The sequence below is a fragment of the Niveispirillum sp. SYP-B3756 genome, from assembly GCF_009495745.1.
GTDB lineage: Bacteria > Pseudomonadota > Alphaproteobacteria > Azospirillales > Azospirillaceae > Niveispirillum.
The window spans coordinates 694749-718072 of record NZ_WIDQ01000002.1; the positions used below are offsets into that span (position 1 = coordinate 694749).

The 23324-nt window shown below is 66.2% G+C and carries 10 protein-coding genes and 1 pseudogene; 3 read left to right on the top strand and 8 right to left on the bottom strand.

The features are described from left to right. Positions 1-70: 70 nt before the first annotated feature. Complete coding sequence (locus GE253_RS06905) at positions 71-1582, bottom strand: MDR family MFS transporter (protein ID WP_153203372.1); 1512 nt, start codon at positions 1580-1582, stop codon at positions 71-73. Between the two features lie 20 nt (positions 1583-1602). Then, positions 1603-2697, bottom strand: a complete 1095-nt coding sequence (locus tag GE253_RS06910; RefSeq protein WP_153203373.1) for an HlyD family secretion protein — start codon at positions 2695-2697, stop codon at positions 1603-1605. 214 nt (positions 2698-2911) lie between these two features. Here GE253_RS06910 and GE253_RS06915 point away from each other — a divergent pair, with 214 nt between their 5' ends. Together GE253_RS06915 and GE253_RS06920 are read left to right on the top strand one after the other, a co-directional pair. Then, positions 2912-3793, top strand: coding sequence for an ABC transporter ATP-binding protein (locus GE253_RS06915; protein WP_153203374.1), 882 nt, complete (start codon positions 2912-2914; stop codon positions 3791-3793). Beyond that, positions 3790-6939: a hypothetical protein gene (locus tag GE253_RS06920; RefSeq protein WP_211101371.1), complete on the top strand. Its 3150-nt coding sequence runs from the start codon at positions 3790-3792 to the stop codon at positions 6937-6939. Before GE253_RS06915 ends, GE253_RS06920 begins: the two co-directional genes overlap by 4 nt. On the opposite strand, the gene GE253_RS06925 is transcribed toward GE253_RS06920, so the two are convergent. From GE253_RS06925 to GE253_RS06950, 6 genes and pseudogenes are all read right to left on the bottom strand, one after another. Continuing rightward, positions 6882-7619, bottom strand: coding sequence for an alpha/beta fold hydrolase (locus GE253_RS06925; RefSeq protein WP_153203375.1), 738 nt, complete (start codon positions 7617-7619; stop codon positions 6882-6884). The two genes, GE253_RS06920 and GE253_RS06925, sit on opposite strands and share 58 nt — an antisense overlap. Beyond that, positions 7616-8821: an MFS transporter gene (locus GE253_RS06930; protein ID WP_153203376.1), complete on the bottom strand. Its 1206-nt coding sequence runs from the start codon at positions 8819-8821 to the stop codon at positions 7616-7618. The genes GE253_RS06925 and GE253_RS06930 overlap by 4 nt, the downstream gene beginning before the upstream one ends. A gap of 10 nt (positions 8822-8831) precedes the next feature. Further along, positions 8832-10979, bottom strand: a complete 2148-nt coding sequence (locus GE253_RS06935; RefSeq protein ID WP_153203377.1) for a TonB-dependent receptor — start codon at positions 10977-10979, stop codon at positions 8832-8834. Positions 10980-11029: 50 nt separating this feature from the next. Further along, positions 11030-17539 carry a non-ribosomal peptide synthetase gene (locus GE253_RS06940; protein ID WP_211101372.1) on the bottom strand — a complete coding sequence of 2170 codons (6510 nt, stop codon included), beginning with the start codon at positions 17537-17539 and terminating at the stop codon, positions 11030-11032. Then, positions 17539-20550 (bottom strand): salicylate synthase, encoded by a 3012-nt coding sequence (locus tag GE253_RS26470; RefSeq protein ID WP_153203378.1) that lies wholly within the window; start codon positions 20548-20550, stop codon positions 17539-17541. Before GE253_RS26470 ends, GE253_RS06940 begins: the two co-directional genes overlap by 1 nt. Positions 20551-20992: 442 nt before the next feature. Continuing rightward, positions 20993-21955: pseudogene (locus tag GE253_RS06950) on the bottom strand (IS481 family transposase). Positions 21956-22191: 236 nt separating this feature from the next. On the opposite strand from GE253_RS06950, the gene GE253_RS06955 reads away from it, so the two are divergent. Continuing rightward, complete coding sequence (locus GE253_RS06955; protein ID WP_153203379.1) at positions 22192-23313, top strand: phosphatidylinositol-specific phospholipase C1-like protein; 1122 nt, start codon at positions 22192-22194, stop codon at positions 23311-23313. The last annotated feature ends 11 nt before the right edge of the window (positions 23314-23324 follow it).

Genomic DNA, 23324 nt, shown 5'->3' on the forward strand with positions numbered 1-23324 from the left:
TGCGCAGCCTATGGCGACAGGGGGGGCGGTCACTCGCCCAACCCGTATGGCGATGGCCCGGATCGGGATTTTATTGGGCGGACCGTTGCGGGCGCAGGATGAAGGCCAGCAGGCTGACCGCGCCAGCCCCGGTGCCCAGCAGCCAGAACAGGTCGTTGAAGGTCATGACCAGCGCCTGCTGGCGGATGATGCCGCCCAGCAGGCGCATTCCCAGGGCGAGATTCCCGTTGCCCAGATGGCTGATATAATTGCCCGTGGCGGGGGCGTTGGCGGACAAGGTCTGTTCCAGATGCCGGCTGTGCAGCCACATCCGCTGATCCTGCAGCATGGCGATACCGGCCAAAGCCAGGGAACCGCCGATGTTCCGGGCGGCGTTGAACAGGCCGGCGGCATCGGCGGCCAGATCGCGCGGAACCGACCCCATGGCCGCCTGGTTCAAAAACAGGATGGCCAGCACCTGCCCCACCCCGCGCATGATCTGCGACAGCACGAAATCGGCCCCCACCGCATCCGCCGTCAGCTCTGATTCCAGCCAGCAACTGGCGGCCATGATCATCATGCCGGTGAATACCGCCACCCTTGCATCGAACAGGCGGAACAGCAGGGGGGCCATCGGCATCATGATCAGGCTGGGCAATCCAGCGATCAGAACGATGCTGCCAGCCTGGAAGGCATTGTAATGGGCCAGGGCCGCCAGGAACTGCGGGATCAGGTAGGAGGTGCCGTACAGCACCATGCCCATCAGCACCCCCATGGCGGCCACCGCCCCAAAGGCGCGGTCGCGCAGCAGCGACAACCGGATCACCGGCCGCACCGCGTGTTTCTGCCCCAACAGCAGCAGGACCAGCCCCAGCAGGCTGGCGACGGTCAGCCAGCGGATCAGGCTGGATTCAAACCATTGTTCGCGCTGCCCTTCCTCCAGCACCAGGGTCAACCCGCCCAGCGCCAGGGTCAGCCCCGCCACGCCCAGCCAGTCAGCCTCCCCCAGCCGGTCCAGTTGGGCGCGTTCATGGTGCAAGGCCGTCAACAGCAGGAACAGCAGCACCAGCCCGATGGGCAGGTTGATGAAAAAGGCATAGTGCCAGGACAGATATTCCGTCATCAGGCCACCCACCAGCGGCCCCAGCACCGGCCCCAAAATGGCCGTCATGCCGAAAATGGCATTGCCGATGGGCTGGCGGGCCGGTGGCAGGCGGGTGGCGATGATGGTCATGGCGGTGGGGATCATCGCCCCGCCGGTAAGCCCCTGACCGGCACGGGCGAACACCATCAGCCCCAGACTGTCCGACACGCCGCACAGCATGGAAAAGCCGGTGAAACCAAGGGTCGCCCCCAGCAGGAAACTGCGCAGCCCGAACAGACGCGACAGCCAGCCGCTCAGCGGGATGATGATGATTTCCGCCACCAGATAGGCGGTGGCGATCCAGGTCGCCTCTGTCGCCGTGGCCCCGATTTCCCCCTGGATGGTGGGCAGGGCAGCATTGACGATGGAGATATCCAGCGTCGCCATGAAACTGCCCAGCGCCCCGGCGATAACGGCCAGCCAGGCCCCCGGCTCCACCGTGGCGGGTGGCGGGGCCATGGGATCGGCTATCCCCCCGCTCACGGTGCCGCCCCGCTGGCGGCCACCTGCGGTGCGGGGTTGGTGGCGTTGCGCGTGTCCACCGATACGGTCACCGACATGCCGGGCACCAGCCGGGCGGCCCCGGCGGTATCGGTCAGGGTGATGCGCACCGGCACGCGCTGCACGATCTTGGTGAAATTGCCCGTGGCATTCTGTGGCGGCAGGATGGAGAATTCAGCTCCCGTACCGGGGGCAAAGCTGGCGACACGGCCCTGGACCGGCTGATCGGGGAAGGCATCCACCATCACCCGCACCGGCTGGCCCGGCTGCATATGTGCGACCTGGGTTTCCTTGAAATTGGCTTCCACATAGCGCTGCCGGGCCGGCACCAGCGTCAATAGCCGCTGTCCTGCCTCCGCATATTGGCCGGGGCGGGCGGTCAGGTCGCCGATAATGCCATCGATCCCGGCGCGGATCAGGCAGGCCGCGACATTGATTTCCGCCGCCCGCCGTTGGGCCTGGGCGGAACGGGCCTGGGCTTCGGCCTGCAAAATGCCGGCTTCCAGCGACTGGATATGCTGCTCTGCCCCGGATACTGCCGCCTGCCGGGCGGCCAGGGTGGCGCGGGCCTGGCGTTCCTGGTTGCGCAATTGGTCCATCTGCTGGCGGCTGCCGGTACCGCTGGCGGCCAGCGGTTCATAGCGGTGCACCTCGGCCTGGGCGAAATCCAGTTCCTCCCGCGCCACGGCCAGTTCGGCCGTGGCCTTCTCCACCAGCGCCTTCTGTTCGCCCACCTGGGCGCGCAGGCTGTTGGCCTCGGCCTCTGACACGGCGATCAGGGCCTCCGCCTCCGCCATCTTGGCCTCGTGATCGGCACTGTCGATGCGGGCCAGGGGGCTGCCGGCGCTGACTGTCTGGTTGGCAACCACAAATACCTCGGCCACGATCCCGGCCACCTTGGGCGCGATGATGGTGAAATCCGCCTTTACATAGGCATTGTCCGTCGTCTGTTGAAACCGGCCATAGTGCAGATAATCCCAACCCAGCCAGCCACCACCGGCCAGCAGCGCGCAGACGACCCCCAGCATGATGATCTTGCGGCGGCGGTGATTGGGTCTGGTGTCACTGGCCATGGGGCATCCGGGGGAGAGAGGGCAAGGGCCGGAGTGATAATCACCCGTAATCTTACCGCTACCCCGATCGGGGTAGTTTTCACTCTGATCGGGTCAATTTTCCAGCCGCCACGCAGTTTCAGCCCGATCCGGGTAGCGGTCGCACCGAACCGGGCAGCGGCTGGCGGGAAAGCCCCTATCGTCAGCCGCTTCACCATTCTGGGGGAGTATCGGCATGGCACTACCCGGCCTGCATATTGTCGATCTGCACAAGACCTATCGCAACGGCGTGAAGGCGCTTGACGGGGTGTCGCTGCATGTGCCGCCCGGCATGTATGGGCTGCTGGGGCCGAACGGGGCGGGCAAAAGCAGCCTGATGCGCACGCTGGCGACGCTGCAGCGCCCCGATGCCGGCCAAATCCTGCTGGATGGGGTGGATGTGCTGGCCGATCCCCAGCATCTGCGTTGTCGCCTGGGCTATCTGCCGCAAACCATCGGTGCCTATCCCGGCGTTTCCGCCCGCGACCTGCTGGACCGGTTCGCCTGGCTGAAGGGCCGCACGGACAAGGCCGAACGCCGGGCAGAGGTGGGGCACCTGCTGGAAAAAGTGAACCTTGCCGAGGTGGCACATCGGGCGGTTTCCACCTATTCCGGTGGCATGTTGCGCCGGTTCGGCATCGCCATGGCGCTGATCGGCCAGCCGCGCCTGTTGATTGTCGATGAACCCACCGCCGGGCTGGACCCGGCGGAACGCAACCGCTTTCACCATGTGCTGGCCGATGTGGCGGCGGATGCGGTGGTGTTGCTCTCCACCCATATTGTGGAGGATGTAGAGAATCTCTGCGCCCGCGTCGCCATCCTGGCCGGCGGGCGCATCCTGGCCGAAGGCACGCCGGATGAGCTGGCGGCGACCTGCGCCGGTCGCCTCTGGTCCCGGCTGGTGCCACGCGGGGAGGCGGTACCACCGGCCCTGCATCTGGTGGCCACCCGTGCCGGTACGCGGGTGGTGGCGCTGGCCGACACCCCGCCCGACCCCGCCTTCACCCCGCACTCGCCAAGGCTGGAGGATATTTATTACATGGCCCTGTCGCAGGCCGGTTGGGGGGAAGCGGCATGAGTGGCTGGGCGGTCGTGCGGCGGGAAGCGGTGGCGGAATTCCGCGCCGGCCTGCACAGCGGCATTGTGCCGCTGATCTTCATCGGCCTGACGCTTTATCTGCTGATGTGCCTGACCAATGCCGGCTATGTGGAGAAGATGGGCGGCGGGGAAATCCCCCGCAATGCCGCCAGCCTGATCTATCTGATGGCGTCGGGCTGCATGTTCTTTCTGTTCTTCGCTTGGGCCTGGGTCTTTGCCCGCCCCCTGCTGCGCGACCGGTCGGTGTTCCTGCATGAGGTGGTGCTGGCCCTGCCGGTGAACCTGACGGCCCTGCTCTGGGGCCGCTATCTGGGGGCCGCACTGCTGGCGGTGCTGCTGTCAGCGTCGATCCTGGTCGGGTTCCTGGTGACGCCGGTGCTGGCATGGCTGTCGCTGGTGCCCGAGGGTGCCATCGGGCCGATGCCCTGGATGGCGCTGGGCTTTGCCTTTCTCTGGCTGCTGTTGCCGGCGGCCTGTGGCTTGGGCGCGCTTTACTTTCTGGCAACGCTGCGCGGGCGGGGGCTGGCTGCCCCCTTTGCCGTGGCGGCGGGGTTGATGCTGCTCTGGATGTTCGCCGTGGCGGTGCTGAAGGAAGGGCATATCAACCCGGTGCTGGGGGCTTCCATCGACCCGTCCTTGTTCACCCATGCCTTGCAGACGGTGGAAGGCTGGGGGCCGGCGCAGAAATCCACCGGCCTGTTGCCGCTGGATGTGCCGTTGCTGGTCAACCGGGCGCTCTGGTGCCTGTTGCCGCTGTTGGCCCTGGCCTGGGCGTTGGCCCGCACAGGGCGGGAGGATCTGGCGCTGGAACGCCCCAGCCGGCAGCGGATTGGTGGCAAGGTGGCGGCGCTGTCGCCAGCCGGGTCGCTGCCCCCGCCTTTGCACCGGGAGGGCCGCCTGCATTGGGGCCGCGCACTGTTGGCCGAGGCGGTCTGGCAGGGGGGCAGGCTGCTGCGGGGGCGGGCGTTCCGGGCCGGCGCCCTGTTGCTGCTGTTGCTGGGCGTGCTGTCTGCCTTCATCCATGTCGTCTGGCACGCCGAAGGGCCGATGGTGCCCCGGCTGGAACTGTCGCTGCCGCTGTTGAAAGGCGCCATTTTCCTGGTGATCGCCTTTGCCGTGGCAGCCCTGGCCGGGCTGCTGGCGCGGGCCGATGATCTGCCCGGTTTCGGTGAAATGCTGGATGCGGCCCCCGCACCCGACTATGTGCGCCTGTTTGGTCGTGCGCTGGCGGTGTTGGCGGTCACGCTGGTGCTGTCGCTGCTGCCCGGCTTGTCGGGCCTGATCGTGGCGCTGCTGGCGGCCCCCTGGGCTGCGGCCGATCCCGGCTTTGCCCTGCTATATCCGTTATTGCTGCTGGCCCCGCCGCTGCTGGAACTGGCGATGCTGGCGCTGTTGCTGCACGCCGTCTGCCGGCGGGCGGGGCTGGCCTATGCCGCCTCCATGCTGCTGACCTTCTTCCTGGTGCTGAACCACGAGTTGGAACTGGTCAGCTTCCCGCTGGCGGAAATCGGCATTGCGCCCAAGGCCAGCCTGTCCGGGCTGACCGGCTGGGGGCCCTGGCTTTCCTACCTGCTGGCGCTGGATGGGTTCAAGCTGGCGCTCTGCCTGCTGCTGGTGGCGCTGGCCGGGCTGGCCCTGCCGCGTGGGACGGAGGAACGGCGCCTGTCGCTGGCGGGCGTGCGTCTGCGCGGGCCGGTGGGGCTGATGGGGGCGGGGGCGTTGCTGCTGCTGGTTGGCATCGGCCTGCCCTTTGCCAGCCGGCTGGCGGCCGATGATGGCGGCCATTCCCGGCACAGTGCGGAAGGGGAGGGGGCGGCGTGGGAACGGCTATGGACGGCCGATCTGCTGCCATTGCGCGTGGCCGGCGGCGAGTTGCGCCTGGCCATCGACCCCACCAGCCGCCTGGTGCGGGGGGAGTGGCGGCTGCATGGGGTGCAGGGCCGGCGGCTGGATGCGGAATTGCCGCCTGGGTTCCAGTTGCAGGCGGCCAGTATCGGGGGCACCCCCGTGCCGGCGCGGCAGGAAGCCGACCATTTAGTTCTGGAGCTTGGGGATTGCAGCGACTGCAGCCTGGAACTCCGCTGGACGGTGCAGGTGCCGCAATGGTCGGCAGAAGGGAGCCCCACTTGGCTGACGGGGGCCGGTCTATGGCTGCGTGAAAGCGATATCGCCCCCCGGCTGGGGCTGGACCCGGCCCGGCTGCTGCGGGCCGCCTTGCCCCGCCAGCGCCAGGGGTTGCCCGCTGATATCCCGTCGTTGCCTGCAGCCCTTGCCGTGCCGGCGGCGGGGCTGGCACCGGCGGGCAACTGGCGCTGGCAACTGCTGCTGGGGGAAGAACTGATCGGTCAGGGGCGCAGTAATGGTCCGCTTGCCTTTGCCGCCCTGTGGGCACCGGGGGCCATCACCCAGCGGCTGGACGGGGTGGAAGTCAGCCATGATGCCAGCCGTACCGGCATGGTGCCGGCCCTGATACAGGATGTTGCCGCGATGCGCGCCTGTGTCGCCAGCCGGTTGGGTGGGGTGCCGCCGGTCACCCGGCTGGCACAATGGCCGCGAGGCCTGGGGCAAACGGCGCGGGTGGATGATCTGCTGCTGCTGGCCGAAGCACCGGGCTGGGATGTGGCCGATCAGGGCACCGGTCGCCTGTTGCGCCGGGTGGAGATCGCCACTGCCCTGGCCCGCGCTGAACTACTGGCCCGGTCCGACCTGCGGCGGGGGCAGGGTTCCGTCTGGCTGGCCGATGGGGTGGCCGGTGCCATCGGCCTTGCCTGCCTGCGGGAAACAGACGGCGCAGAGGCCTTCGCCCAGGTGCTGACCCGCCAGCAGGAAAAGGCCCGGCTGGCCGTGGCCGGCAGCGATGTGCCTGTTGGCCCGCTGGACAGTGCCGCCCCCAACGGTTGGGCCTCTGCCTATGCCCCGCTGGCGGCGCTGGATTGGCTGGAAGGGCAGGGGCCGGACGGTCTTGCCCGGCTGCTGGATCTGGTTCGCCAGGGGGCAACGGTGCCGGCAGCCCTGGAACAATTGCTGGGGCGGGAAGGGGCGACCCGGTTGCTGGCCGCCCCCCGGCTTCAGGATAAGGCGGTGACCAATGCCGCCGCCACGGGGGCCGGATCATCCAGCAGATAGAAATGGCCACCGGCAAAGGGCTGGATGTGGAAGGGACCGCTGGTCCATTCCCGCCAGTCCTTTGCCTCCACCTCTGTCAGGTCAGGGTCATCCAGACCCCGGAAGATGCTGATCGGGCAGGTGACCCGACCGGCGGGGCGGGCATCCCAGGTTTCGATCAGCCGGTAATCCGCCCGCACCGCCGGCAGCACCAGGGCCAGCAACTCCGGCATAGCCAGGATTTCCGGGGCCGTGCCGCCCAGGCGCAGCAATTCCCGCCCCAGGGCCGCATCATCCAGCCGGTGAACCCCGCCGCCGCGATGATGCTGCGGTGCCTCCCGCGCAGAGAGGAACAGGTGCTGCGGCGGGCGGGGGCTGCGCAGCGCCAGTTCAAAACCCAGTGCCGCCCCCATGGAATGGCCGAACAAGGCCCAGGGCTGGGCCAGCAGTGGGGCGGCGGCATCGGCCAGATCGTCGGCCATGCTGGTCAGATCGGCATGGAACGGATCGTTCAACCGGTCCTCTCGCCCCGGCGGGCAGACCAGCACCGGTTCAATCCAGTCCGGCAGCAAGGGCAGCAGGTGGCGAAACAGGCCCGGCGTGCCGCCGGCATGGGGCAGGCAGAACAGGCGCAGGCGCTGCACCGGGCTGGCGGGCCGGGGCCGGCGCAGCCAGCCCCGGAAGGGTTTCGCCCCCTTCATGCCACCACCGCCACATCCCGGTAGTGCCGGGACAGTAACGCCGCTGCCACAGCGGCCAGCACGGCAATGCCCAGCAGCCCCAGATAGCCGATTGACGCCGCCAGCCAGGCGGATGCCGACATGGCCGCCATGGCGAACAGCATGTTCACGCTATATTGCATGGTGTAGTCCGTCGCTGGCGTTTCCGGTGAGACGTGATCCATCATCAACGTTGCCAGCACGGTGGCGGCCGGATTGTACAGCAGGAAGAACAGGCCGGTGGCCAGACTGACGGCCACATCGCCATTCCAGCCCAGCACCGGGGCGGCGATGACGGCCACGCCCGGTATCTGCACCAGGGCCGCCCCCAGCATCACCCGCCGGCGCGGCCATTTCTGCAACAGCCAGCCGGTGGCCATGGCCGCCGCAATGCCCAGGGCCGAGCCGATGACATTGACGAAAAAGCCGATCCGATCCATGCCCCAGCCGGCTTCCACCAGGATGGGCGTGATCAGTGCATAGCCCAGGCTGCTGCCGATCGGGTAGATCAACAGCAGCAGCAGCCAGCGCCGCCCGCCCGGTCGTCGCCAGAAGGCAGCCAGACAACGGAACGGGTTGGCGTGCACCACCCCCACCACCGCCAGTACCGGTTCCCGGAAGAAAACAAGCTGCACCAGGGAGATCAGCGTACCGCCGGCCAGCAGCAGCATCGCCCCCTGCCAGCCCAGCCACGGATAGGCCAGCAGCACCAGCCCGCCACCCAGCATATTGCCCAGCAGGTTGCCGGAAATCTGGATGCCATTGCCCAGGCCCCGGTCAGAGGGGGCCAGCAGCCGGAAGGCCAGCCCATCCACCGCAATATCCTGGGTGGCGGAAATCACCGCCACCCCCAGGCCCAGCAGATAGACGGTGGTGAAATCCGTCTTCAGATCCACCTGTCCCATCAGGGCCAGCACCAGGGCCAAGGCCGTCTGGGCCACAATCAGCCAGACCCGGTAATGGCCGTGCCGGCCAAAGCTGATCTTGTCCACCAGCGGGGCCCAGATGAATTTGAAGGGCCAGACCATGCCCAGCATATAGACCATGCCGACCTGTTCCAGGCTGGCCCCCTGTTCCATCATGATGGCGACCAGCGCCACCACCAGGAAGCCCAGTCCCAGATATTGCGTGGTGTAGAGGCTGGCCAGCAGCGCCCAGGCCGACGGCGTGGTTTTCGTTATCATATCGCCGCCCTTAGAAACTGTGTGAAGCGCCGACACCGATCACCCGGCCCCGCGCCGGGGCACCCAACTGGTGGATGCGGAAATCGGAGAAGGCCAGTTCGCCATAGCCATAGACATCATGCTTGCTGTCGAACAGGTTGGAGGACCAAAGGTAGAATTCGCTGCCGCCGCTGGACAGGCCGATACGGGCATCCACCTCCCCATAGGCGTCCAGGTCGAAATTATTCTGGGCGTCGGCCGGGCGGCTATCCACCCAGCGATAGCCGACGCGCGCGTTCAGCAATGTGGGCTGGCCGGCCAGCCCCGCGTCGGAAACCTTTCCCTCATAGGCAAGGCTGCCATTGGCACTCCAGCCCGGCACATCGGGCACCTTGTTGCCGGCGCGGATATCGCCCGCCGTCAGGCCCAGCACGTTGTCGCGGATTTCCGAATTCACCCGCGACAGCCCGGCATTCAGCACCAGCCCCTTGGTGATGCGCCAGCTTCCTTCCAGTTCGGCCCCGATGCTGCGCACATCAGCATTCACCACCGACATGGCAAAAGTGGTGCTGTCATATTTCAGGATATGGTCATCCTTGATCTGGTTCACGAAAACGGCCCCATTCAGGCTGAAATTCCCCCCGACCGGGGCGGTCTTGAAGCCGATTTCCAGGCTGTTCACGGAGGCGGCCTTGTAGGGCTGGCTGTCCGAAACGTTGGTCGCCATATAGGAAATGCCGCCCGACTTATAGCCGCGCGCCAGCGTGGTATAAAGGTTGGTATCCTTGGCCAGTTCATAGGACAGTGCCAGCCGCCCGGTGGTGTAGTTATCGGACAGGTCGCGCTTGTCGGGCGTGGTGGTCCCGGTGAAGCTATTGATATAGCGCGCCTTGTAATCCTTGCTTTCATGCGACTGGCGGATGCCGCCGGTCAGCTTCAGCGCATTGGTCAGCGGATAGGTTGCTTCGGCAAAGACGCCGATGCTCTTGGAGGTGAAATCGCGGAAATATTGCTGGCCTACCAGCGGGCTGCGCGTGTCGAAGGACAGATCGCCATGGGTGCCCAGCAGGCCCGCTACCCAGAACAGGCGTGAGTCCGGCAGGGAGGCCAGCCGCAATTCCTGGCTCAGGCCGGTTTCCTTGGAACTGTCGCGCACCAGATATTCCACATTTGGCATCCCGTACATGGCCTGGTAGGTGACCGTGTCATAGGCCTTCCAGCCCACATAATCCGATGTGGTGGCCGCCGTGACGGAGGTGAGGCGGGCGAAGCTGAAATCATGATTGATTTCAGCCGAATAGCGCCCGGCCGTGCGCTTGTTCTCATCAAAGGCGCCGGGCTTCAGGTCCAGCGCCGGATGATCGCCATAGGGGCGCAGCAGGATCATGTTCAGATAGCCCTTGGCCCGCTGCCCCTCCACCGTCAGCAGGGCGTCGGTGCCATTGCCATTGTCCCAGACCAGACTGAAGCGCCCAGCCAGATCGGAAATGCTGGTTAGCGGCTTGCCATCGCGGGCATTATCCACCCAATTGTCAGCCTCGTTATAGCGGACGGCGATGCGGGCGCTCAATTGATCGCTGATGGCGCCGCCCACGGCGGCCTCCCCCAGCCGGTGCCCTTCCTGCCCGATCTCCCCCCGCACATAGCCTTCGGTATTCTGCTTCGGTTTGGCTGTGATGACGTTGATGGCGCCGGCCTCGCTGTTGCGGCCGAACAGGGTGCCTTGCGGGCCTTTCAGCACTTCCACCCGCTCAATATCCAGCGTGCCCAGGGACAGGAAGGCGGTGGACAGGGCCACCCCGTCAATATTCAGCACCACCGAATTGTCATCGGCACTGACCTTGTAGAGCGAGCCGACACCCCGGATACGGACATTATAATCATTCGGCCCGCCAGAGGCGTTGATATCCACCCCCGGTACCGACAGCAGGGTTTCCGACAGGTTATGCAGCCGTGCCTCGGTGATGTCCTGCCCGCTGATCACACTGACGGCGAAGGGCACTTCCACGGCCTTTTCAGCGCTGCGGCGGGCGGTGACGACAATCTCCTCCCCCACGCGGGCCATGTCCGCCACCTGGGTGGCGGTGCTGGTGGCCTGCTGCGCGCCGGCAGTGCCGGTCAGGGCCAGAACAAGGGACATGGCGGTCAGGCAGCGTGGGCTGAACAGGCGCGTGGACATGGGAAGGATGCTTTCTGATGGATGAGACGGTTGTGGGGTGGGGGGAGGGGTCATAATTCCCCGGTTTCAAAATCCGCCTCCGGCCCGTCATGGGCCTGGAGGGCGGTGGCGAAGGCGGCAAGCTGGGGCGTGGTGAATAACAGCCGCAGGGGTGGGGCCTGACGGGTGATGTGCTGACGGGCGAGCTGTTCCATGATCTGTGTGGCGCGCAGGCTGTCGCCGCCCAGTTGGAAGAAATCATCCTGCCGGCCGACCTGTGGACAACTCAGTACCGCCTGCCAGATGCCGGCGATGGCCTGTTCCAGCCCTGGCAGCGGGCTGTCATCGCCGCCCGCATCCGCGTTCGCCGCCTGTTCTGCCAGCCGTTTCAGGGCGTTGCGGTCCAGCTTGCCGTTGGCGGACAAAGGCAGGGTGGCAAGGGGCAGGTAACGGCTGGGGATCATGTAATCCGGCAACAGCCCGGCCAGCCCGGCGCGCAACGCCGCCTCATCCGGCGGGGGGATGCCCTCCACGCTTACGATAAAGGCAACCAGTCCCGGCGGGCTGCCGGCCAGCAGGGCGACGGCCTGTTTCACGCCGGGCTGGCGGGCCAGGGCGGCTTCCACCTCCCCCAGCTCAATCCGGTGCCCGCGCAGCTTCACCTGCTGGTCGCGGCGACCCAGAAATTCCAGCAGCCCGCCGGGGCGATAGCGGCCCCTGTCGCCGGTGCGATACCAGCGCCCGCCGTCGGCCTGGACGAAACGATCCCGTGTCAGCTCGGCGGCACCGCGATAGCCGGTGGCAACGCCAGCCCCGCCGATCCATAATTCGCCTTCCACCCAATCCGGGCAGTCGCGTCCCAGGGTATCGACCACCCGATATTGCTGGTTGGCCAGCGGCCAGCCATAGGGAATGCTGCTCCAGCCCGCCGGCAACGGGCCTGTGACCGGGTAGAGGTTGGACCAGATCGCCCCTTCCGTGGCCCCGCCCATGGCGGAAAAGGCGCAACCATTGCCCGCGATGGCGGCCAAGCGGGCCGGCAGGCCGGTGCCGATCCAATCGCCCGACAGCAGGGCCACCCGCAGCGGCAGGGCGGTTTCCCCCTGTCCCTCTGCCGCTGTCAGCAGCATATCCAGCAATATCGGCACGCTGTTCCACAGGGTGACGCCATGGCGGCGGATCAGGTCCAGCCAATGGGCCGGTTCCCGCCGCTGATCCTGGCCGACCAGCACGATACCGCCACCCACCTGCAACAGGCCGAACAGGTCATACACGGACAGGTCGAAATCCAGCGCTGACAGGCCCAGCACCCGGTCATCACGGGTCACGCCATGGCGACGGTTGATATCGTCGATGGTGTTGCAGGCACTGTGATGGGTGATTTCCACCCCCTTCGGCTCCCCGGTGGAACCAGAGGTGAAGATGATATAGGCCGGCCCCTGGGGGGAAACGGCCAGCGGTGTGGCCAACGGCGGCAGGCTGGCGCTGTCGGCCAGTGTTTCCAATGTCACCGTATGGCGGATGCCGGCGGTGGCATGGATGCGGGCACGGCGTTCGGCGGGCTGTTCTGGGCTGATCGGCACGTAGCAGCCCCCGGCGGCCAGTACCCCCAGCACGCCCACCACCTGTGCCACCCCGCGCGGCAGGCTGACGGCGACGGGTTCCCCCACCGCCACCCCTTGTTGCTGCAACAGGGCGGCCAGACGCAGCGACCGGTCGCGCAGCGCGCCGTAATCTACCACCCGGTCACCCGCGAACAGGGCGGGGCGGCTGGGCTCCGCCAGCGCCTGATCAAAAAACCCCTGATGCAGCAGCCGTTCCGGCTGGGGCCATGCGGTGGCATTGGCGCTGTTACGGTCGGTTCGCTGGGTGGACGGCAACAGATCGGGCAGCGGGCTTTCCAGCCCACCCGCCGGCCCGGCCAGCCAGCCCAGCAGGCTGCCATAGGCGGTGAACATCGCGTCGGTCAGGCCGGGCGGGAACAATGCATCCACACTGTCCCAGGTCAGCAGCAACTCGCCGGCCAGTTCATAAACCTGATGATCCAGCCAGACCTGCGGCGTTTCAGAGAAACCATCCCCCAGCGCACCGGGGAATCCCGCCGGCAGATCGTCGAACAGGTTATCGGCCAGCCCCAGCGTGCTGGTGAACACCACCGGCAGCGCGGCGGCAGTCAGACCCACACGCCGCGCCCGTTCCCGCTGCACCCAGATGGAGGAGATGCTGCGATGTTCCAGGATGGCGGCCACCTGATCCTGTGCCTGCCGGGCCAGGGACAAAAGCCCGTCCTCGCCCGGATGCAGCGCCACCGGGGCCAGGCTGGTGAAATCGCCCAGTACCCGGTTGATATCGCCATGGACCGGCTGCCGGTCGAACAGGGTCAGGTTCAGGGTCATTGCCGCCCCGCCGCACCAGCGGGACAGGATGTCGCCATAGGCGGCCAGCAGCAGCACGGAGGGTGTCACCCCCGCCGCCCGCGCCTTTTCCCGCAGGGCCGCCCATGGCGCACGCCCCAACCGCAGCGCCCGGCGGGTGAAGCGGACGGGGTTGATGCTGGCCGGATCAGCGGCCAGCGGCAGAGCAGGGGCTGGTGGCAGGTTGTCCAGCCGGCCCCGCCAATAGGCCTCATCCCGTGCCAGGGTGGCGGGATCGGGACGCACCTGCTGGACATAATCGCGGAAGGACAGGGCCGGCGGGGGCGGCAGGCTGGCCGGGTCACGGAAGGCGGCCACCAGCTCGGCCAGCAGCAGCTTGACGCTGAAACCATCCAGCAGCAGATAATCAATCAACAAACCCAGCCGACAGCGCCCGCCGCCATAACGCACCGCCTGCAAGGCGAAAAGCGGCCATTGCGTGCGGTCCTGTTGGTGGGCCTGCCACCAATTTTCCAATGCGGCGTGGGCGCTGTCGGCATCCGCCGCGCCGATATCGCTGACAGCGATGCGCAAGGGCGGCACATCGGGCAGGATACGTTGCCGCCCTTGTTCATCCAGGCAGGCGCGCAGCATTTCATGGCGCTGGATCAAAAGGTTGAAGGCGGCCTCCAACCGGGGCAGATCAACATCCACCCCATCCAGTTCCAGCACATAGGAGGTGGCGCAGCCCAGCGGCAAGCCGGACACCTGCCCCATGCGATAGGCCTGCTGCACCTCTGTCAGCGGGAAGGGTTCATGGCGGTTGGCAAGGTCGGGCGTGATGCTGGCCAGCGTCCCCGCGTCCCGCCTTGTCAGCCCGGCGGCGAAATCCGCCAGCACGGGATGGGCGAACAGCCGGCGCAGCGGTTCATCCGCCCCCAACCCGCGCTGGCGCAACAGGGCGACGGCGCGGGTGGCCAGCAGACTGTCACCGCCCAGCAGGAAGAAATCATCCTGCCGGCCGATATGGGGACGGTTGAGGATTTCCGCCCAGATGGCCGCCACCGCCTGTTCCACCGGGCCGGCGGGTGCCGCCCCCTGAACGGGGGTGCCGCCGGTGCTGGCGGCCAGCAGGGCGGCCACGGCCTTGCGGTCAACCTTGCCATTGGCGGAAAGCGGCAATTCACTCAATGGCAACAGCAGGCCCGGCACCATGTAATCCGGCAGGCGTTGGGCCAGTTCAGCGCGGATATCCGCCAGAATATCGGCGGGTGCGTCGGGGGCCAGCACCAGAGCGGCGCCCAGGGCCGGCGGCTTGCCGATGGCGGCGGCCACGGCATGGCGCACCAAGGGGTGCGCCTGCAACGCGGCCTCCACCTCCCCCAACTCAATCCGGTGGCCGCGTACCTTCACCTGATGATCGATACGGCCCAGAAATTCCAGCGTGCCATCGGGCCAATAACGACCCATATCGCCCGTGCGATACCAGCTACGCCCCCGATGGTTGACAAAGCGGGCCGTTGTCAGTGCCGGATCGCCGCGATAGAAACTGGCCAGCCCGTCGCCGCCGATCCACAATTCCCCCGGCACCCAATCCGGGCAGTCGCGGCCCAACGCATCGGCCACGCGATAGCATTGGTTGGCCAGCGGCACCCCATAGGGGATGGAGGTCCAGTGCGCCGGCAGGGGGCGCTTCACCTCCCAGATATTGGACCAGATGGCCGCTTCCGTCGCCCCGCCCAGGGCCAGCAGCCGGCAGCCATCCCTCGCCGCTGCCGCCAGCCGGTCGGGCAGGTCCAGCCCCACCCAGTCGCCGGATACCAGGGCCAGTCGCAGGCCCAGCCCTTCGCCCTCTGCCGCGGCGGCCACCAAGGCCATGTCCAGCAGGATGGGAACGGAGTTCCACAGCGTCACACCATGATCGCGCATCAGCCGCAACCAGCGTGCGGCATCGCGCCGTTCCGCCTCCGCCAGCAGCACCAGGGCACCGCCGGCCCCCAGCAGGCCGAAAATATCATAGACCGACAGGTCGAAATCCAGGGCAGAGACGGCCAGCACCCGGTCCCTTGGCCCCACGCCGCAACGGCGGTTGATGTCATCAATGGTGTTCAGGGCCGCCCGATGGGTGATTTCCACCCCCTTCGGCTCCCCCGTGGAGCCGGAGGTGAAAATCACATAGGCGGCCGCATCCGGCGCCACCGGCATTGGGGCTGACAGGGGCGCGTGGGCCAGGGCGGCCGCCATCTCCCCCGCCCGCAGCGCCAGCCTTATGCCGGCGGTGGCGTGGATGCGGGCCTGCCGGGCGGCGGGCTGGTTGATGCCCACCGGCACGTAACAGCCACCCGCCGCCAGCACGCCCAGCACGGCGGCAATCTGGTCCGCCCCGCGCGGCAGGGTGACGGCCACCGCTTCCCCCGCCACCAGCCCTTGCGCCTGCAGCCATCCGGCCACCCGCAGGGCCCGCCCGGCCAGGGCGGCATAGGTCAGGCTTTCCGGGCCATTCAGCAGGGCCGGGCGATCCGGGGCCACCAGGGCGTTATGGAAGAAATCGCCATGCAGGGGGCGGGGACGGAAGGGCACTTGCGTGGCGTTCACCCCCGCCCGGATTTGGGCCTGGGGGGCTGGCAGCAGGTCGGGCGCCGGGCGTTCCCATTGGCCCGGATCGGCGGCCAGCAGGTCGATCAGCGCCGTATAGGCGCCGAACATGGCCCCGATCAGGCCGGGCGGGAACAGTGCATCCACACTGTCCCAGGCCAGCAGCAGCCCACCATCCTGTTCATAAACCTGATGATCCAGCCAGACCTGCGGGGTCTGGGAGATCATCCAGCCCAGCCTTCCCAGGCTTTCCTGACAGGCCGGCGTCAGCAGCGGCTGGCCCAGATTGCAGGCGAAGACCACGGGCGCGAAATCCCGCTCCCCCGGTCGCTGGCGGGCCAGATCGCGCAAGACCCGCACACCCGGATAGGCCGCATGTTCCATATCGCGGCGAAGCTGGGCCTGGATGGTCTGGGCGCGGGTGGCAAAACCCAGCGGCTGGCCGCAATCGACCAGCAGGGGCAGCAGACTGGTGAAATCGGCCACCACCTCCGCACAGGCGGGATCGGTCAGGTCGCGGTCGAACAGCGGCAGGTTCAGCAGGAACCGCGATGTGGCGCTCCACCGCGCCAATATTTCGGCATAGGCGGCGGCCAGCACCATGGCAGGCGTCAGCCGGTGTTGGCCGGCCAGCCGCTTCAGCCCCTGCCAGGCGGCGGGGGCAAGCAGATGTGTGCGGCGGGTGAAATGCGGTTTGCCGATGCTGGCGGGCGATGCCGCCAGCGGCAGCGCGGGGCCACGCGGCAGATCGGCCAGCCGTTCGGCCCAATAAAGCCGGCCCGCTTCCAGCGCATCGGCGCGGCGGATGGCATCATTCGCCAGATAGGTGCCGAAATGCCAGCCGGCCTGGGCCGGCGGGTTGGCATCGGCGCGATAGGCCATGGCCAGATCGCGCAGGATGATACGCAGGCTCTGCACGTCAGCGACCAGCAGGTCGATATCCAGGCACAGGCGCGTGGCCCCGCCGGGCAGCAGGCAAAGTTCCAGCCCGGCAACATGGCCCGCCGCCACATCCAGCCGGCGATGGGATAGCCGCGCCCGGATATCGTTCAGGGCTATATCGACGGCAGCGGCGTCCAGCCCGCGCCAATCATGCGTTACCAGCCGGCAGGCGGGGCAGGGCGCATCCTCCACGCGCTGGTGCCCCTCCGCATCAAACCTTGCCCGCAACATGCCATGGCTTGCCAACAGCCGGTCCCAGGCACGGCCCAGCCGGGTGGGGTCCACCCCGTGCCCATCCAGTTCCAGATAGGCATGACAACCGACACCGCCCAGCGGCTGGTCATCGCGCCGGCCGATCCAATAGGCATGTTGCATGTCCGTCAGATCGAACGGCGCGTCCGGGTCCGGGGTGGGGATTGCCCCCACCATTGCCGGCGGGGCGCTGCCCGCCACCAGCTTGTACCAGGCGGCCAGGGTGGGGTTTTCGATCAGTTGGGCGAAGGTGACATCGGCCCCCGCCTGCCGCCATTGCGCCATCAGCCGCATGATGTGCAGGGAATCCAACCCCAGTTCGATCAGATCGGCCTGATCGGCGGGAATATGCTGCGGGTCCAGCAACAGGGCTTGAACAGACGCGCGCATGGCGGCAGCCGACAGGATGTCGGCACCGATCTTGGTGTTGTCTGGCATTATGCGCGCGTCCTCTCCGCCCGTTCCCCCTCGTCCGCCGCAGCGACCAGGAAGGGGGAGACGCTGTGCAGCTTCTCGCAGGTTTCGCGGAACTCCCGCTCCGGCGTGGAAAGTGAAACCAGCCCGGCACCGGCCTGCAGCCAGACACGGCCCTGCTGCTCATAAAGCGCCCGCAGCACCAGGGCGGCATCCAGCATCCCGTCGGCATCGGCCACCAGCACGCAGCCGCTGTAAAGTCCGCGTGGCCCCGGTTCGTGCCGACCGATGGCCTCAATCGCTTCGCGTTTGGGGATGCCAGACGCGGTGACGGCGGGGAACAGGGTGCGCAGCGCATCCCAACCCTGTCGCCCGGCGGCCAGCCGGCCTTTAACACGCGACCCCAGATGCTGCACCGATCCGCGCCGGCAGACGGACATGAAATCCACCACCTGCACCGTGCCCGGTTCGCAGATCGCCGTCAGTTCCTCGCAGGCCAGTTTCACCGACACGGCATGTTCGGCGATTTCCTTGGTGTCGCTGACCAGTTCGGCGCGCAAGGCCGCCTCTTCCACCGCATCGCCCCCCAAGGCGCGGGTGCCGGCCAGCGGCTGGGTGTTGACCCAGCCATCGCTGGAGACTTCCGCCACCGTTTCCGGGCTGTAGCCGATGGCGCGCAGCCCGTCGCGGAACAGGATGAAGGAACGGGCGGGGTTATTGGCCTGCCGGCCCAGCCGGTAACTGGCCGTCGGGTCGATAGCGGCATCCACCGGCACCCGGCGGGACAGGATCACCTTCTGATAATGCCGGTCGCGGATTTCCTGTACGGCGGCGGCTACCCGGCCCTTATAGCCGATGATATCCGCCGTCTCCACCGCCGGGACGCACAGCCGGCGGTTGCCATGCGGCTTGCTGGCCGTATCGCTGGCGGCTTCGGCAAAGCTGGGACCATCCAGCGCCTTCAGCCGCTGGGCGCGCAGCGCCAGGGCCTCGCCATCCAGGCAGCGCAGCAGGGCCTGGCCTTGCCGTAACCGGATTTCCACCAGCGGCGCCACCAGATGCACCAGCCGACCGGTATCGGCGGCAAGGTCCAACCCATGGATCTGCCGCGCCAGTTCAAAATCAGCCGATCCGTAAAGCCGCCAGCCCTGCAGGGGCAGGCTGGCCAGTGTCTGGGGCAGGGTGGTGCAGATATCCGTGGTCGGCCAATGGCGTGGGCCACCCAGGCCGGACAGGGTGATGCCGGTGGCATCGGCGCTGATGCTGGCCGCCTGCCCGATGGCGACGGACCATTCGCCCTCGCGCTCATACACCATCAGGAAATCGGCCTTTTCATGCGCGGCGATGCGCGTGGCCAGTTCCATCGGGTCGCTGCTGATGGTGAGTTGCGTTTCGCTGTAACTCCGGTTGCCGCTGGGCTGGGTTTTCCCTGCCGCCGCCTGCGCGCGGTCGACCAGTTGCTTCTTGTCGATCTTGCCGATGGCGGTCAGCGGCCAGCTTTTCACCTGTTCCAACTGGTCGGGCAGCTTGTGCCGCGCCAGCCCCTGCTGGCCCAGGAACCGGTGCAGGGCTGCCAGATCAGGCGCATCCGCACCGGGAATGATGAAGGCGCAACTGCGCTCCCCCAGTCGTGCATCGGCCACGGCCACCAGTGTCGCGTCGCGGATGCCTGGATGCTGGCGCAGATGCTGTTCAATCTCCGCCGTGGCGATCTTCTCCCCGCCCCGGTTGATCTGGTCCTTCACCCGCCCTTCCACCACCAGATTGCCATCGGCCATGCGGCGGGCCAGATCGCCGGATCGGTAATAGCCATCGGGTGTGAAGACCCGCGCATTATGCGCCGCCGCCCGGTAATAGCCCCGGATGGTATAGGGGCCGCGCACCAGCAATTCGCCCGTCTGCCCGTCGGGCACGTCGCGCCCGTCGGCATCGACCAGCCGCACATCATCATCGGTGCAGAGCGGTCGGCCCTGGCTGTTCTGTACCACCTCTTCCGGGTCATCGGGACGGGTATAGCAAAGCAGGCCTTCGGCCATGCCGAACACTTGCTGCAACTGGCATCCCAGGGCCGGACGTACACGGGCGGCCAGTTCCGGTTCCAGCCGGGCACCGCCCACCTGCAGCAGCCGCAGGCTGGACAGATCGGTCTTGTCCCAATCGCGCGCCCCGATCCATAGTGGCAGCAGGGCCGGCACCAGGGCGGTGATGGTCACCCGCTCCCGTTCGATCAGGGGGAATGCCTCATCAAAGCCCGGCGTGCGGGCCATCGCCACGGTGCCGCCGACGGAAAAGGTGCCGATAATGCCGGGACAGCAGAGCGGGAAATTATGCGCCACCGGCAATGCCGCCAGATAGACACTCTCCGGACCCAGCCCGCACAACCGGGCCGAGGCAATGCCATTATAGGCGTAATCGGCATGGGTGCGCGGGATCAGCTTGGGCGTGCCGGTGGTGCCGCCGGACAGCAGCAGCAGGGCCGGCTCAAATGCATCCGGGGCGGGCAGGGGCCGGGGATCGGCGTCCAATGCAGCCAGAGCCAGCCCATCGCCCGCCACGACCTCCCCATCCACCAGAATATGCCGCAGACTGGCGCAGCGCTCGGCCAGGTCGCGGGCAAGTGGCCGGTAATCAAAACCCAGGAACCGGTCAGGGATGATATGGGCGACCGGCTGGGCCAGTTCGCACAAGGGGGCCAGATCGGCCAGCCGCTGCGCCGGCATCACCATCACCGGCAGGGCACCCAGCCGGAACAGGGCAAAAAGGGTAACAACAAAGGCAGCAGAGTTGGGCAACTGCAACAGCACCCGATCACCGGCGAGAATACCCAGATCAGCAAGCCCCGCCGCCCGCTGGTCAATCGCGGTGGCCAAGCTGGCATAGGTCAAACGCTTTGGCCCATCCACCAGGGCGGTCCGGGTGGGATGCGTGGCCGCCCAATTGCGAAACAGGTCGCCCAGCGGTTCCGGTTGCCAATACCCTTTTGCCTGATATGTCTGTGCGATATCGGCGGGCCAGGAGTAAAAGCTCTGTTCCATCAAGGCATTATTCCTCGACTGGTCTGGGATATGGCCCGGATTGCGCCCTGTCCCAGACAGTTTATTAGGAATAATTATTATTTTCTGTCGACGTCGCGCCTACTCCCCGAACCGGTCCGTAAACTCCCCCAATAGGGATTATCCTGACCCGCTGGTGGTCGTGATCGTGCCCCATGTTGTGATGTAGGAGAGGTGTGATCATTGCGCTCTCGGCTTGTCTGGCCTTTGTCTCAGGCGACCATGGCGGGGAGCATGATGCCGACTCTTAGCAGGCTGCGGAAAAACCTTTGAGCTTGGCCCCTTTCCCCCTCTGCCAGCGTTTTTTTGTGGCTGGTATGGGGGTTACGGTCCGTATTTGCGGCCAATTTGCCGGTTTCCGCCGATTTGAGGCGGAGTCCGGGTGTGATCAGGCTGCTCGCATTAGTTGTGGGGTCCGGGGACATCATTTCAACTGGACGAGAGCAGTGTCGAGACGGTCATCGGCAATCCTGATCCGCTCTCGGCTACTGTCGTAGGCTCCATCAACGGCTTCGCGGAGAGGTGTTTTTTCAAGCAGTTCGCAGACGCGGTCTATGGGTGACATGCCTTTCAGAGCCGTGTGGGGCCTATTCCAGTTCCAATGATGCTGTCATTCGGCCAGCTTAGCCTCAATCTCTGGATCCTTGGGATCGATCATGTCCCAGAATTCCTCCCGGTCAGCCCGATGTGTTCGCTCGACCTTGCCGTTCAGATGGGGAGAGCGGGGCGGGATCGGTCGGAACTTTATGGCCCAGTCCATCAGCCGTCGCTGGACGGTTTCGGCAAAGAATTCACGCCCACGATCCGTTTGGATCCGTTGGATCGGGAACGGCATTTCCTCAATGAGGCGTTCAAGGAAATCCAACGTATTGGTGGCTGTCGCTCTGTTGTAGACGCCGAGTATCTTATATCGACTGCAGTCATCAATTGCAGTGTACTGGTAGATGCTGGGTCTGATTTTACAGACATCCATTTGAACACGATCGCCTGGTCTTGGGCGATTATACCGCCGCTCGTCTTTTCGCCATCGTCGCGGTCGCTTGAGAACCTGTTCGTTATGGCGAATGAGCGTCCGATGAATAGTGTCAAGCGCAAGATGCAGGTCGTGCTGCCGGATAAGCTCATTGCGCAGTTGTTTGACCCCGAGCCGACGTTCCCGACGTAGTGACAAGATCAGGGCCTCCTGATCAGCAAAAACCTTCTGGGTGGCCAGTCGGTGTGGACGGCGACTGCGCTCGACCAAAACAGCCTCGCCATCAGCTTGGTAGCGACGCCACCATTTGCGTAGCGTAGGCCGCGAGATGCCACAACGGCGGCAAACGAAGCCAGCATCCCCTGTTTTGGCGTAGAGTTCCACCCACGCAAGACGGGCCTTGGTCAGATCCATGATTGCCCTTTGCCCCAATGCTGTTGACCTCAGGGTAGCGCTTGAGCGCTACCCTGAGGTCAACAGCAAACACCGCAGCGTTATCGCATCTGAAAAAGTAAGCGGCGATTACAAAGTTGAAAGGATGTCATCGGATCTCACATTTCATCCCTGGATCTGTCGACCATCACGGAACTGTCATCCAAATATTGTCTTATGCCGACCCTTGGCTTCCTTGGTCTCTGGAGAGACATCCGATGCGTACGATTGCCTGTTCCCTGGCCCTGGCCTGTCTGCTGGCTTCTCCCGTGATGGCGGCTGATCTGCCAGCTGGTCTGGCTGTATTGGATAGCCATCTCCGCATGAATGACATCGTCGCCATCGGCACGCATAACAGCTACAAAAAGTCCTTGTCGCCAGCCGAATGGGGGCTGTTGGCCAGCCGGAACCAGAAGGCAGCGGATTCCATTGATTACGGGCATCGCAGCCTGACGGAACAGCTGGATGCCGGTGTCCGCCAGCTGGAGCTGGACGTTTATCATGATCCGGCCGGCGGGCGCTTCACCGACCCCAAGGGACCGGCGCTTGCCGGACAGAGCCTGCCGGATGGTTTCAAGGAGGCACGGTCGCAGCCGGGCCTGAAGGTATTTCATATCCCTGACATTGATCCCTATAGCCAGTGCCAGCCCTTCACCGCCTGTCTGGCGGAAATCCGCCGCTGGTCGGATGCGCATCCGAACCATCTGCCCCTGATGATCATGGTTAACACCAAGCAGGATCGCTCTCCCGTCCCCGGTGGTACCGACGCCCTGCCCTTTAACGAAGCCGCCTTCGATAATTTCGATCGGGAAGTGCGCAGCCTGCTGCCGCCGGAAAAGCTGGTCACCCCTGATGATGTGCAGGGCCGCTATCCCACCCTGCGCGCAGCGGTGTTGGCCGGCAATTGGCCGACATTGGCGCAGGCGCGCGGCAAGATCTGGTTTGCCCTGGACGAAGGGCCGTCGGTGGTGGCGGTCTATCGCGGCAAGCGGCGGTCGCTGGAAGGCCGGGTGATGTTCATCAATACCGATGAGAAATCGCCGGCCGCCGCCTATCTGACCCTGAATGAACCGCTGAAGGATGCGGCCCGCATCCGTGCGGCTGTCACCGCCGGCTTCATGGTACGAACGCGTGCCGACGCCGATACGGTGGAGGCGCGCCGCAATGACACCGCCCCCCGCGACGCGGCCCTCAGCGGGGGTGCCCAATATATTTCTACCGATTATATCTGGCCGGACACCCGCTTCAGCAATTATCAAGTCCAGCTGCCGGGTGGTGCCGTCGCCCTGTGCAACCCTGTCCGCGCGCCGGGTGCGTGCGGTGGTATGGCCGTTGAGTAAAGGTTCTCGCG